Annotated in this window: 9 protein-coding genes; 5 read left to right on the plus strand and 4 right to left on the minus strand. The window is 60.4% G+C overall.

Annotated features, from left to right (window positions below):
* Positions 1–171: 171 nt before the first annotated feature.
* The gene (locus G5149_RS09460; RefSeq protein WP_421212334.1) at positions 172–2,043 is read right to left on the minus strand and encodes a methyl-accepting chemotaxis protein; all 1,872 of its coding nucleotides are present in this window, start codon (positions 2,041–2,043) and stop codon (positions 172–174) included.
* A gap of 255 nt (positions 2,044–2,298) precedes the next feature.
* Between G5149_RS09460 and prfB the strand changes: the two genes are divergently transcribed.
* From prfB to G5149_RS09485, 5 genes are all read left to right on the plus strand, one after another.
* A protein-coding gene (prfB, locus tag G5149_RS09465) for a peptide chain release factor 2 (RefSeq protein ID WP_100645262.1) occupies positions 2,299–3,397 on the plus strand; the annotation gives its coding sequence in 2 pieces (ribosomal slippage) (positions 2,299–2,373 and positions 2,375–3,397; 1,098 coding nt in all).
* Between the two features lie 16 nt (positions 3,398–3,413).
* Positions 3,414–4,949 (plus strand): lysine--tRNA ligase, encoded by a 1,536-nt coding sequence (lysS, locus tag G5149_RS09470; RefSeq protein WP_005335201.1) that lies wholly within the window; start codon positions 3,414–3,416, stop codon positions 4,947–4,949.
* Between the two features lie 241 nt (positions 4,950–5,190).
* A complete protein-coding gene (locus tag G5149_RS09475) occupies positions 5,191–6,984 on the plus strand; it encodes an assimilatory sulfite reductase (NADPH) flavoprotein subunit (RefSeq protein ID WP_421212335.1) in 1,794 nt (597 codons plus the stop codon).
* Positions 6,984–8,708, plus strand: coding sequence for an assimilatory sulfite reductase (NADPH) hemoprotein subunit (cysI, locus tag G5149_RS09480; RefSeq protein WP_421212327.1), 1,725 nt, complete (start codon positions 6,984–6,986; stop codon positions 8,706–8,708). Before G5149_RS09475 ends, cysI begins: the two co-directional genes overlap by 1 nt.
* On the plus strand, positions 8,698–9,492 hold the full coding sequence (locus G5149_RS09485) for a phosphoadenylyl-sulfate reductase (RefSeq protein ID WP_421212328.1): 795 nt from the start codon (positions 8,698–8,700) through the stop codon (positions 9,490–9,492). The genes cysI and G5149_RS09485 overlap by 11 nt, the downstream gene beginning before the upstream one ends.
* Positions 9,493–9,587: 95 nt before the next feature.
* On the opposite strand, the gene proX is transcribed toward G5149_RS09485, so the two are convergent.
* Genes proX through proV form a run of 3 tightly spaced genes read right to left on the minus strand, consistent with a single transcriptional unit; the run spans position 9,588 to position 12,930 of the window.
* On the minus strand, positions 9,588–10,589 hold the full coding sequence (gene proX / locus G5149_RS09490; protein ID WP_421212329.1) for a glycine betaine/L-proline ABC transporter substrate-binding protein ProX: 1,002 nt from the start codon (positions 10,587–10,589) through the stop codon (positions 9,588–9,590).
* Positions 10,586–11,737 (minus strand): glycine betaine/L-proline ABC transporter permease ProW, encoded by a 1,152-nt coding sequence (proW, locus tag G5149_RS09495; RefSeq protein WP_216978160.1) that lies wholly within the window; start codon positions 11,735–11,737, stop codon positions 10,586–10,588. Before proW ends, proX begins: the two co-directional genes overlap by 4 nt.
* The gene (proV, locus tag G5149_RS09500; RefSeq protein WP_421212330.1) at positions 11,734–12,930 is read right to left on the minus strand and encodes a glycine betaine/L-proline ABC transporter ATP-binding protein ProV; all 1,197 of its coding nucleotides are present in this window, start codon (positions 12,928–12,930) and stop codon (positions 11,734–11,736) included. Before proV ends, proW begins: the two co-directional genes overlap by 4 nt.
* Between the last annotated feature and the right edge of the window lie 562 nt (positions 12,931–13,492).

Here is a 13,492-nt window from a genome sequence, read left to right on the forward strand (position 1 = left end):
TTACTGGCTAAGTCTTCCGTCTGTGGCCTCTTTGCTGGGCAATGGCACCACACAGGCATGAAGGTACCAACCAAACCAACCATACAGACAGGCTCCATCATATTCCGGGTAACAACAAGCCCCGCACTCGGCCGAGTGCGGGGCTTGTTGATGACTGCCTAAAACCGGACTTTACAGAATAAAGGTCGACACCTGCTGGTTCAGGTCAGTAGCTCGCCCCTTGAGGCTCTGGGCCTGATCCAGATCACGCATGGCGGCGGCGGTGATCTCGTCACTCACATCCTTGATGGCGGTGGTGTTCTGGGTGATCTCTCCGGTCACCTGGGTCTGCTCCTCAGCCGCCGTAGCGATCTGGCCTGCCATGTCGGAGATGAGCGACACTGCCTGGGTGATCTCCTCCAGCGCGGCAGCGGCGGCATCGGCATCCTGCACACTGTTATCTGCCAAACTCTGACTAGTCTGCATCAGGCTCACCGCACGGGCGGTGGTCTGCTGCAGGGTCTCGATGGTGGACTGGATCTGCTGGGTGGAGTCCTGGGTACGGCGCGACAGCACCCGCACCTCGTCAGCCACCACAGCAAAACCACGGCCCTGCTCACCGGCACGAGCCGCTTCGATGGCCGCGTTCAGTGCCAGCAGGTTGGTCTGCTCGGCAATCCCCTGAATGGTGGAGAGGATGCTGGTGATGGCCTGCGCGTGGCGGCTCAGCTCGCCGATCACTTCGGTCGCCTGTCCCACTTCTTCAGCCAGACCATTGATGGACTGGCGGGTCTTGTTGACCAGCATCTTGCCCTGTTCACTGCTCTGGGCAGATTGCTGGGCAGCGGCGGCGGTATTCTCGGCATTGCCAGCGATCTCCATGGTGGCGCTCGCCATCTCGGTGACCGCAGTGGCGACCATGGTCACCTCCTGCTGCTGACGCTGCAGCTCGTCCACGGCGGCCTGGTTGGTCACCAGACTGCGCTCGGCATCGGCGTTCAACTCGTTGGCCAGCTGGCGGATATTGGCGATCAGCTGGTGCTGGCTGCCGACGAAGCGGTTGAAGCTGTTGGCCAGCTGGCCCACTTCGTCGTTGGCATCGATCTTGATGCGCTGGGTCAGATCGCCGTTACCATCGGCTATGCGGGCCAGGGCCTGGGAGACCTTGCTGAGCGGGCCAAGCAGCATGCTGACCAACCAGGAGATGGCGAGAATACTGCCCACCAGCACCAGCAGCGCCATCCCCAGCTGGGTCATCAGCAAGGAGGAGAGCGGCGCTTCCAGTGCGGCCTTGTCCAGCACCAGCACCAGTTCCCAATCCGTGTCGGGGATATCGACCGCCCACAGCAGCTTGTCACGCCCTTCGCTGTCGAAGTAGGCCGGAACCAGCTCCTTGCTCGACTTGCTCTGCTCGATCAGCGTGTTGGTCAGATCGTTGTCGATCTCGATCGCCGGTTTCATCGCCTTGGCCGCATCCTTGTAGGCGATGATGGTGCCATCCTTGTGCATCATGATGGCAAAACCGTCGGCAGGCAGTTGCATCTTGGTCACGTCTTCCACCAGCGAGGCGATGGAGAGGTCACCACCTACTACCCCGCCGGATACCGGCTGGGCCAGAGTGACCACCATGATGTTGTAGGCCACATCGAGATAGGGCTTGGTGACAATCAGGCCGCCCTTGCCCATCGCTTCCTGATACCAGCCACGGGAGCGCGGGTCGTAGCCATCGCGGTTGATGGAGGGATCGGAGTCATTCATCTTGCCGCTGCTCTCACCGAAATAGGTAAGCTGGAAACGGCCGGAAACTTGTGCCTGTTGCAAGGCATTGAGGGGGTCGGCACCTGCCTTGTTGCCGAGCGCCTGAATGACGTCGCGACGGGCTGCGAGCCAGTCGCTGACACGCTCGGCCTGCTGGGTGCCTAACCGCTGCAACTGCTCCTGACTGCCTTGCAGCAACAGACTCTTCTGGCTGCTATAGCTCTGCCAGGAGAGCAACGAGATCACCAGCGAAAGGGCGATCACCACTGACAACAGTATCTTCTGCTTGAGTGACAGGTTTTTCATCATGCGTTCTTCTTATTGAGGTGAGGAGCGGGTTTTTCCCTAAAAGTGCACAACACTACGTAGTCATTAGCGGCCCGAATGGCCAAAACTGAAGCCGAAAATGGGTCGGCAGGCGATATTTTCTGCCGAGGTGGAGAAAAGTACACCAGAAATTGACGGCATGAGCCGCACAAGCCAAGGCAACCCTGTTTATTCCTTCCACAATTGGCTAGAATATCCCGTTTTTAAATCACATCGACCCTGAGAGTTTTCACGATGTTCGAAGTTAATCCCGTATTAAATAAACTTAAGGAGCTGTCTGAGCGGACCGAGCTTCTTAGGGGGTACCTTTGACTATGACGCCAAGAAAGAGCGTCTAGAAGAGGTCAACGCCGAGCTGGAACAGCCGGACGTATGGAATGAACCCGAGCGCGCACAGGCGCTGGGCAAAGAGCGCGTAGCGCTGGAAAACGTGGTCGGCACCATCGACACCCTGACCCAGGGCGTGGATGACGTCGAGATGCTGGTGAGCCTGGCCGTGGAAGGAGAAGACGAAGAGACCTTCAACGAAGCTATCGCCGAATCCGAGCAACTGGAAGCCAAGCTGGTGGACCTCGAGTTCCGCCGCATGTTCTCCGGCCAGCACGACGGCTCCGACTGCTATATCGATATTCAATCCGGCTCCGGTGGTACCGAAGCGCAGGATTGGGCCAACATGGTGCTGCGCATGTACCTGCGCTGGGGCGATGCCCACGGCTACAAGCCCGAGCTGATTGAATGCTCCGAAGGCGACGTGGCTGGTATCAAATCCGCCACCATCAAGTTCACCGGCGAATATGCATTCGGCTGGCTGCGTACCGAAACCGGCGTACACCGTCTGGTTCGCAAGTCTCCGTTCGATTCCGGTGGCCGCCGTCACACCTCCTTCTGTTCTGTGTTCGTCTACCCCGAGATCGACGACGATATCGATATCGAGATCAACCCGGCGGATCTGCGGATCGACGTCTACCGTGCCTCCGGTGCCGGTGGTCAGCACGTTAACCGAACCGAATCCGCGGTACGTATTACCCACGTTCCGACCGGTGTCGTGGTACAGTGCCAGAACGACCGTTCCCAGCACAAAAACAAAGACCAGTGTATGAAGCAGCTGAAAGCCAAGCTCTACGAGCTGGAAATTCAGAAGCAGAACGCTGAGAAACAAGCCCTGGAAGAGACCAAGTCTGATATCGGTTGGGGCAGCCAGATCCGTTCCTATGTGCTGGATGACTCCCGTATCAAGGATCTGCGCACCGGCGTCGAAACCCGTAATACCCAATCGGTGCTCGACGGTGACTTGGACAAGTTTATCGAAGCCAGCCTGAAATCAGGTCTGTAAACAAGCAGGAATCACCATGTCTGAACAAACCATCACTCCGGAAGTCGACCAAACTCTCGAACTCAACAACGAGATGACCGAGCGTCGTTCCAAGCTGGCCGCCCTGCGCGCCCAGGGTAATCCTTTCCCCAACGACTTCCGTCGCGACAGCCTCTCTGGCGATCTGCACGCAGAGTTCGACGACAAAAGCGCCGAGGAGCTGACGAGCCTGGGTAAACGGGTGAAGATTGCCGGTCGCATCATGACCCGCCGGATCATGGGCAAGGCTTCTTTCGCCACCCTGCAGGACATGGCCGGCAAGATCCAGGTCTACGTCACCCGTGACGACCTGCCGGAAGGTTTCTACAACGAGCAGTTCAAGAAGTGGGATCTGGGCGACATCGTGGGTGTCGAAGGTACCCTGTTCAAGACCCAGACCGGTGAGCTCTCCGTTCACGTTTCCGATATCCGCCTGCTGACCAAGGCGCTGCGTCCGCTGCCCGAGAAGCACAAAGGCCTGACCGACCAGGAAGCTCGCTGCCGCCAGCGCTACCTGGATCTGATCGCCAACGAAGAGTCCCGCAAGACCTTCATGATCCGCACCCAGGTGGTTGCCGGTATCCGCAAGTTCTTCAACGAAAAGCGCTTCATGGAAGTGGAAACCCCGATGATGCAAGTCATCCCGGGTGGCGCCTCCGCGCGTCCGTTCGTCACTCACCACAATGCGCTGGACATCGACATGTACCTGCGTATCGCTCCGGAGCTCTATCTGAAGCGTCTGGTGGTCGGTGGTTTCGAGCGTGTCTACGAGATCAACCGCAACTTCCGTAACGAAGGTATCTCGGTTCGTCACAACCCCGAGTTCACCATGATCGAGTTCTACATGGCCTACGCCGACTACATCGATCTGATGGACCTGACCGAAGAGCTGCTGCGCACCCTGGCGCAGGACATCCTGGGCGACACCAAGATCCGTTACGCCAAAGAGGGCGAAGAGGGCCTGACCATCGATTTCGGTCAGCCGTTCCAGCGCCTCACCATGGTCGAGTCCATCCTGAAGTTCAACCCGGATGTAACTCTGGACGATCTGGCTACCCTGGAGAGCGCCAAGGCCGTTGCCAAGCGTCTGCACATCGAGCTGATGAAGGGTTGGGAGCTGGGCCACGTGATCACCGCGATCTTCGAAGAGACCGTGGAGCACATGCTGCTGCAACCGACCTTCATCACCGAGTACCCGGCCGCCGTTTCTCCGCTGGCTCGCCGCAACGACGTGAACCCGGACGTAACCGACCGCTTCGAATTCTTCATCGGTGGCCGCGAGCTGGCCAACGGCTTCTCCGAGCTGAACGATGCAGAAGACCAGGCCAAGCGCTTCCAGGATCAGGTTGATCAGAAAGAAGCAGGCGACGACGAAGCCATGTTCTATGACGCCGACTTCGTCACCGCACTGGAGCACGGCCTGCCGCCGACTGCCGGTCAGGGTATCGGTATCGACCGTCTGGTGATGCTGTTCACCAACAGCCACACCATCCGTGACGTCATTCTGTTCCCAGCCCTGCGTCCGCAGAAATAAGGCCCGCAGAAGTAAGGCCCGCAGAAGTAAGGCCCACAGAAGCCAGCTACATCCCTTGGGTCAATCCCGAGCGTGATAGCCCATAAAAACGCCCCGCGACTGCGGGGCGTTTTTCTATCTCCTTTGCCGCCAAATCACTTTATAAATTCAATAATGGAATAAAGAAGATATTTTTATTCTTTGTTGTTAACCAACACGCCCTTTAATCTGGCCAAAAATCAGACCATGGAAGACGCGTGTGATGCAATTGAAGGATTTCCCATTCAACCTCTCTCCCCTCTCTGACGAGCAGCAACGTCAGCTGGGTCAGGTACTCTCGACCCTCAATACCCAGCAACTGGCCTGGGTGAGCGGATATCTCTACGGCCTCTCCCAGGTGGGCATCCAGCCCGTTGCGACCGCAGGCGCAGAAGTCGTGGCTCCCAGCGGTAGCCTAACTATTCTCTACGGCTCCCAGACCGGCAACGCCAAAGGTGTCGCTACTGCCATCAAGGCGCAGGCCGAAGCCCGTGGTCTACCGGCCACCCTCGCGTCGATGGCCGACTACAAACCCAAGCAGCTCAAGAAAGAGAGCCATCTGCTGGTGGTAGTGAGCACTTACGGGGAGGGTGAACCGCCGGAGAGCGCCGTCGATCTGTTCGAGCAGCTTAAAAAAGGCAAGATCGGCAAGCTGGACGGCCTCAAGTTCGCGGTGCTGGGGCTGGGTGACAGCTCCTACGAATTTTTCTGCCAGACCGGCAAAGATTTTGACAACTTCCTCGCCAGCGCAGGGGCCGAGCGCATTTATGAACTCGCCAGCCTCGATGTGGATTATCAGGATGCCGCCAAGGCGTGGGGCGAACAGGCACTCAACGCCATTGCCGCGACCCTCTCTACCGGAGCGGCCAGCAGCAGCGTAGCCAGCGCGGTGCAGCAGGCGGTTGGCCACAGCCAGTACAGCAAGGAGAACCCCTTCCCTGCCCGCCTGTCGGTCAATCAGAAGATCACCGGCCGGGATTCCACCAAGGATATCCGCCATATCGAGATCAATCTGGCCGACTCCGGCATCACCTATCAACCGGGTGATGCCCTCGGCGTCTGGTTCGACAACGACGCCGACCTGGTGGGGGAAGTGCTGGCCCTGACCGGCCTCTCTGGCGATGAAGCCACGGCCCACGGCACCTTGCGCGCCGCCCTGACCGGTCACTTCGAACTGACCCGGCTGCACGGCGGCTTTATCACAGGGCTCGCTGATATATCGGACAACGCGGCGCTGAAAGACTTGGCCGGTGACAAGGCCCAGGTAAATACACTGGTCGCCTCCGCTCAGGTGGTGGATGTGCTGAAACGCTTCCCGACCGCGCTCACGGCCGAGCAGCTGGTTGGCCTGCTGCGACCCCTCACCCCGCGCCTCTACTCAATCGCCTCCGCACAGAGCGAAGTCGAAGAGGAGGTGCACCTGACCGTCGGCGTGGTGCGCTACCCGCAGGAAGATGGCTCAGTGCGCTCTGGCGCCGCCTCCTCCTATCTGGCGGATCGGCTGATTGAGGATGGCGAGGTGCGGGTATTCATCGAGCACAACGACAACTTCCGCCTGCCCGCCAATCCCGACACACCCGTCATCATGGTGGGCCCGGGCACCGGCATCGCCCCGTTCCGCGCCTTTATGCAGGAGCGGGAAGCTCAGGGCGCGGAAGGCAAGAACTGGCTCTTCTTCGGCAACCCCCACTTTACCCAGGATTTCCTCTATCAGGTGGAGTGGCAGCGTTATGTGAAATCGGGGTTGCTGTCGAAGATCTCCCTGGCCTTCAGCCGGGATCAGGCCAACAAGATCTATGTGCAGGACCGTCTGCGCGAGGCAGGGCTTGAGCTCTACCAGTGGCTGGAAGCAGGCGCTCACTTCTATGTGTGTGGTGACGCCAACAGGATGGCCAAGGATGTGCAGGAGGCCCTGCTGGATGTGATTGCCGAACATGGCCACAAGAGCCGTGAGGAAGCAGAAGAGTATTTGAGCGAATTGCGTCGTGCCAAACGTTATCAAAGGGATGTCTATTGATGAGCAAACAACCTCTTTCTCACCCAAAAGCGGGGCCGGTCGAAGGACCGCTGGCCGACAACGAACGCCTCAAACGCGAAAGCAACTTTCTGCGCGGCACTATAGAGCAGGATCTGCAGGATCCGCTCACCGGCGGCTTCAATGGCGACAACTTCCAGCTGATCCGCTTCCACGGCATGTACCAGCAGGATGACCGCGATATCCGCCCGGAGCGCGCGGCGCAAAAGCTGGAGCCACTGCACAACGTCATGCTGCGTGCCCGTCTGCCCGGCGGCATCATTACTCCGGCTCAGTGGCAGGTGATCGACAAGTTCGCCGAAGAGAACACCCTCTACGGCAGCATCCGTCTCACCACCCGGCAGACCTTCCAGTTTCACGGGGTATTGAAGCGCGACATCAAGCTGATGCACCAGACTCTCAACAGCACCGGCATCGATTCCATCGCCACTGCAGGCGATGTGAACCGCAACGTGCTCTGCACCAGCAACCCGGTGGAGTCCGAGCTGCATCAGGAAGCTTACGAGTGGGCCAAGAAGATCTCCGAGCACCTGCTGCCCAAAACCCGTGCCTACGTGGAGATCTGGCTGGACGGTGAAAAACTGGGACAGGATGAGGAGCCAATCCTGGGTTCCAACTACCTGCCGCGCAAATTCAAGACCACTGTGGTGATCCCGCCTCACAACGATGTGGACATCCACGCCAACGATCTCAACTTCGTGGCCATTAGCGATCACGGCAAGCTGGTGGGCTTTAACGTGCTGGTCGGCGGGGGCCTCGCCATGACCCACGGCGACACCAGCACCTATCCACGCAAGGCGAGCGACTTTGGCTTTATTCCGCTCTCCCACGTGCTGGAGGTGGCGGCAGCCGTGGTCAGCACCCAGCGCGATTGGGGCAACCGGGTCAACCGCAAGAACGCCAAGACCAAGTACACCCTCGAACGTGTTGGCGTCGAAGCGTTCAAGGCCGAGGTGGAGAGCCGTGCCGGTATCCAGTTTGGCGAAGTGCGTCCCTATGAGTTCACCAGCCGTGGCGACCGTTTCGGTTGGGTCGAGGGGATCGACGGCAAGCACCACCTCACCCTGTTTATCGAGAACGGCCGCCTGCTGGACTTCCCGGGCAAGCCGCTCAAAACCGGCATGCTGGAGATCGCCAAGGTGCATCAGGGGGATTTTCGCCTGACCGCCAACCAGAACCTGATCATCGCGGGCGTTCCGGCTGGCGAGAAGGCCCGTATCGAAGGGCTGGCACGCCAGTACGGCCTGCTGGATGACGGCGTCAGCGAGCAGCGCAAGCAGTCGATGGCCTGCGTGGCCCTGCCCACCTGCCCGCTGGCGATGGCCGAGGCGGAGCGCATGCTGCCCGCCTTCGTCACCGAACTTGAAGGGCTGCTGTCCAAACACGAGCTGGCGAACGATGCCATCGTCTTCCGGGTCACCGGCTGCCCCAACGGCTGCGGCCGTGCCATGCTGGCCGAAGTAGGTCTGGTGGGCAAGGCGCCCGGCCGCTACAACCTCCATCTGGGGGGCAACCTGGAGGGCACCCGCATTCCGCGCCTCTATCAGGAGAACATCACCGAGCCGCAGATCCTGGCCGAACTGGACGCTCTGATCGGCCGCTGGGCCACCGAGCGCAATCAGGGTGAGTGCTTCGGCGACTTCGTGATCCGGGTTGGGGTAATTGCCCCCGTTATCGATTCTGCGAGGGACTTCTATGCCGCTTAATCTGCCGCTTAATGTCACTGAAGATGGCCGCCTTAACCTGCAGGCGCTGCTAGCCCTCGGCCGTGAGGAGCAAGTCGAGGCACTGGTGCCCCTCAACCGGGAGCTGGATACCATGAGTGCCCCCGAGCGGGTGCGCTGGGCCCTGGCCAATCTGCCGGGGGAGCATGTACTCTCATCCAGCTTCGGCATTCAGGCGGCACTGATGCTCCATCTGGTGAGCCGCGAGCGGGCCGACGTGCCAGTGGTGCTGACCGATACCGGTTATCTGTTCCCGGAGACCTACCGTTTCATCGACGAGCTGACCGAGCGCCTCGCGCTCAACTTGAAGATCTACCGGGCCGAGTTCAGCCCTGCCTGGCAGGAGGCGCGATTTGGTCTCTTGTGGGAGCAGGGGGTGGAGGGGATCACCCGCTACAACCAGCTCAACAAGGTGGAGCCGATGGACCGCGCCCTGCGTGAGCTGGGGGCCCAGACCTGGTTCTCCGGCCTGCGCCGGGAGCAGTCCGGCAGCCGTGGCAAGCTGCCGGTGCTGGGCATCCAGCGCGGCCGCTTCAAGTTCCTGCCGGTGATCGACTGGAGCAACAAGGATGTCTTCTACTACTTCAAGGAGTTCGACCTCCCCTACCACCCGCTGTGGGAGCAGGGTTATCTCTCGGTGGGCGACGTGCACACCACCACCAAGTGGGAGCCCGGTATGAGCGAGGAGCAGACCCGCTTCTTCGGCCTCAAGCGCGAATGCGGCCTGCACGAGGAGAACGGCGAGAACGACGGCTCCGGCATCTGAGCCAGAGGGTCCACCCGCACGGCCTCCATAAAAAACGCCCGGCAAGCAACTGCCGGGCGTTTTTATTTGCGCAAAGAGCGAGCTACCGCCCCTCATTACTTGGCGACGGCGCGTGCCTGGGTCAGCCAGTCGTTCACCAGCGCCTCGTGGCCCTTGAGCCAGGCGTCGGTGTGACGCTCCACGTCCGCCGGCTTGTTCTGCCCCTTGTTCATCAGGCCGTTCTGCACGTTGATGTCATTAAGCGGCAGCTTGACGATGGAGAACAGCCTGGCGGCTGCCGGGTTGGCCTCGGCGAACTGCTTGTTGGCGACGATGTGCATGGTGTTGACCGGGAAGCCATAGTTCTTGCCGTTCGGCAGCCGGGTCTTGGCCGCATCAGGGCCATCGGCGGGCACCTCCAGCCACACCACGTCCTTGCCTGGCACCAGCTCGCTGCTGAGCCAGTAGGGGGTCCAGGTGTAGTAGAGCACCGGCTTGCCGGCCTGGTAACGGGCACGGGTATCGGCGATCAGCGCCGCGTAGTTGCCCTGCTTGTGGGTGACGGTCGGGGTCAGGCCAAACCCGGCCAGATGACGGTTGATCGCCTCTTCACAGCCCCAGCCCGGGTTGCAACCCACCAGATCGGCCTTGCCGTCGCCATCGCCGTCAAACAGCGCCGCCAGCTTGGGATCCTTGAGCTGACCCAGGTTGGTGATGCCGTAGCGGGTCGCGGTCTGCTTGTCGATGAGATAGCCCTGGGCGGCCCCGGCCACATAGGTGCCCTCACGGAAGAACACCTTGTCACCTCCCGCCTGCTCATACTTGTTGTTTTGCAGCGGTATCCAGTTGAAGGCGAGGAAGGTGCCATACCCCTGCGCCACCGAGGCGTAGGCCACGTTGTAATCCACCTCCTGAGCCGACTGGACGTCATAGCCGAGGCGCGCCATCAGCTTGCTCACCAGCAGGGTCTGAAAGCTCTCCTCCGGCAACGAGCTCTGCAGGGGCTGGACGCGCACGCCCTCCCCCGGCAGCTCGGTGCTGGCCATGGCGAGCGGACCGAGCAGTTGGGAGCTCAACAGCAGGGAACCCAGGGTCAGCGTCTTGGTGATAAGCCTCATGCATTTACTCCTTTGTAATCGATTGACTTGTCGCGGCCGAGCAGGCGCAGCAGCAGGGCGGCGGGGCCGCGTTGATACCAGCGGCCGCTACGGCTGCGATCCGGCTGTCCCATCGCCTGGGTCAGGCGGTCGAGCACGATGGCCAGCAGCACGATGCCGAGGCCGCCGATGGAGGCGAGCCCCATGTCGAGCCGGCCGATGCCGCGCAGCACCATCTGGCCGAGGCCCCCCACCGCGATCATGGAGGCGATCACCACCATGGAGAGTGCCAGCATCAGGGTCTGGTTGACCCCGGCCATGATGGTGGGCATGGCGAGCGGCAGTTGTACCTTGAACAGCAGCTGGGAGGGGCTGGCACCGAACGAGTGAGCCGCCTCCACCAGATCCGCGGGTACCTGGCGAATGCCCAGCATGGTGAGCCGGATCATCGGCGGCAGCGCAAAGATGACGGTCACCACCACCCCGGGCACGTTGCCGATGCCGAACAGCATGACGATGGGGATGAGGTAGACGAAGGCCGGCGTGGTCTGCATCGCATCCAGCAGCGGCCGGGTCCAGCGCGACAGTCGCTCGCTCCTCGCCAGCAGGATGCCGACCGGCAGCCCGATCAGCACGCAGAAGAACAGCGAGGTCAGCACCAGCGACAGGGTCACCATGGCATCGGACCAGGCGCCGATCAGCCCCACCACTACCAGTGAGAACAGGGTACCCAGCGCCATGCGACCGTTCACCAGTTGCCAGGCGATCAGGGTCAGCAGGCCGATCATCAGGGTGGAGGGCACCGTCTGCAACAGATGGGTCATGCCGCCCAGCGCCAGCTCCACCGGTGCACGGATCAGCTGAAACACGGGACGCAGGTTGTCGACCAGCCAGCCGATGCCGCCCTCGACCCAGCTATCCAGCGGCACCAGCGCCTGCTGGAAGGGATCCAGCCAGTCGACGGCGGCGGTAGTGTCGACCGCCTCGATCTGGTTCTGCCAGTCGGTCGCCTCAGTGTCGGTACTGCCCCAGGGATCGGCAACCTCGGTGGCGGCCGCACTGGCCCCCCAGGGGTCGACCGCAGCCTCATCGGCACGCAGGGAGGGGCTCGCCAGCAGCACCAGGGCCAGCAGCCCGCTCAGTAAAAAATGGGGATTCATCCGCTTCATGCCGGGGTACTCCTGTCCAGGGTGTTCAGCAGGTTGGCCTTGGAGATGAGGCCCAGGTAAGTGCCATCCTCCTCGACCACGGGCACCTGACAGGGGGCGGCCGCCACCTGGCTGATCAGTTCGTTGAGAGCGGTGTCCGCCAGAATGGGCTGGATGTCCGCCAGCAGCGCCTGCTCCAGGCGGCCTTTGGCCCTGACCGCCTGACCGAGCGACTCCACCGAGACGACCCCGATGAAGCGGCGCCGGCGATCCACCACGTAACCGAACTCCCGCTCCTGCTCCTTGAGCTGGCGCAAGGCGTTGCCCAGCCCGTCGGTGGTGTGTTTCTTGATGAGCGGCATCTGCTTGCGGCTGGCCACGTCGCGGGCGCTGAACACGTTGGCCAGATCCACCCCGCGAAAGAAGGCGCGCACATAGTCGTTGGCGGGCTGGTTGAGGATCTCGTCCGGGGTGCCGACCTGCACCAGCTGGCCGTCCTGCATGATGGCGATGCGATCGCCGATGCGCATCGCCTCGTCCAGATCGTGAGAGATGAAGACGATGGTGCGCTGCTGGCTGGCCTGCAGCTTGAGCAGCTCGTCCTGCATCTCGGTGCGGATCAGCGGATCCAGCGCGGAGAAAGCCTCGTCCATAAGCAAGATGTCGGGGTCGTTGGCCAGCGCGCGGGCCAGGCCGACCCGCTGCTTCATGCCGCCGGAGAGGGCATCGGGGAAGGCATCGATCCACTGACCCAGCCCCACCTGATGGAGCGCCTGACAGGCGCTCTGCTGGCGCTCCGCCAGCGGCACACCGGCCAGCTCCAGCCCAAAGGCGGTGTTTTCCAGCACGCTCAGGTGCGGCATCAGGGCGAAGGACTGGAATACCATGCTGATCTTCTTGCGCCGTACCTGACGCAGCTCGCTGTCGGAGATGGCGGCGATGTCCTCGCCATCGATCAGCACCTGGCCGCGGGTCGGCTCGATCAGCCGGTTGAAGAGACGCACCAGGGTGGATTTGCCCGAGCCGGAGAGGCCCATCACCACGAAGATTTCCCCTTCGTCGATGGCCAGATTGACATCCTGGACCCCCAGGGTCTGCCCGGTTTTTTGCAGGATGCTGGCGCGGTCATGCCCTTTCGCCAGCAATTTGAACGCTTTTTCCGGCTGATCGCCGAAGATTTTGTAGAGTGATTTAACCTCGAGTTTGACTGTCATACTGTCCTTTTTTCATGGTCGACATCTTGGTGATTAACCTGCCGAACGCGAATCGATTGTTTTTTACACTAAGCAATTAACAACCAAAACAAAAGAACCAATAGAGTCCACAAAAACAAACCACAAAATAAACCATTGATTTTAAAAAGTTATTTTTATCAATAAAAACCGAACAAAGCCTGGCTTTATCCATAAAATTTTCCATATAAAACGAAGATGCACTGGGAAAAGTCATTCAAAAACAATCAAAAAAGCGCAATAAAATGCAGGTTAATGACGGTAACTGTGTAACGCGCCATCCAGATAATCGACAACGACCAAATGATTACACATCTAACTATTTATTGGTCGCAATGAGGACAGATTGGGGGACAAGAAAAGGAGCTGAGGAGGGAGGCTAAAGGAGTATTCACCCGCCACGATGAGATCGCCGCAGCCACCTCTGGACTATCGGCCTGCTGGCACGGAGCTTCTGGCAAATAGCCCTGTCTAGTCCTGAAATAGGTTTACACATTTTCAACTAGCATTTCTCTACTCAGAACCCCCTATGTACCGCATCGGG

It is taken from the genome of Aeromonas sp. 600479 (genome assembly GCF_049175515.1).
Classification (GTDB): Bacteria; Pseudomonadota; Gammaproteobacteria; order Enterobacterales; family Aeromonadaceae; genus Aeromonas; species Aeromonas veronii_A.

Coding starts and splice junctions, on each gene's coding strand:
- G5149_RS09460 (WP_421212334.1), bottom strand. CDS start 2,043: ATGAAAAACCTGTCACTCAAGCAGAAGATACTGTTGTCAGTGGTGATC.
- lysS (WP_005335201.1), top strand. CDS start 3,414: ATGTCTGAACAAACCATCACTCCGGAAGTCGACCAAACTCTCGAACTC.
- G5149_RS09475 (WP_421212335.1), top strand. CDS start 5,191: ATGCAATTGAAGGATTTCCCATTCAACCTCTCTCCCCTCTCTGACGAG.
- cysI (WP_421212327.1), top strand. CDS start 6,984: ATGAGCAAACAACCTCTTTCTCACCCAAAAGCGGGGCCGGTCGAAGGA.
- G5149_RS09485 (WP_421212328.1), top strand. CDS start 8,698: ATGCCGCTTAATCTGCCGCTTAATGTCACTGAAGATGGCCGCCTTAAC.
- proX (WP_421212329.1), bottom strand. CDS start 10,589: ATGAGGCTTATCACCAAGACGCTGACCCTGGGTTCCCTGCTGTTGAGC.
- proW (WP_216978160.1), bottom strand. CDS start 11,737: ATGAAGCGGATGAATCCCCATTTTTTACTGAGCGGGCTGCTGGCCCTG.
- proV (WP_421212330.1), bottom strand. CDS start 12,930: ATGACAGTCAAACTCGAGGTTAAATCACTCTACAAAATCTTCGGCGAT.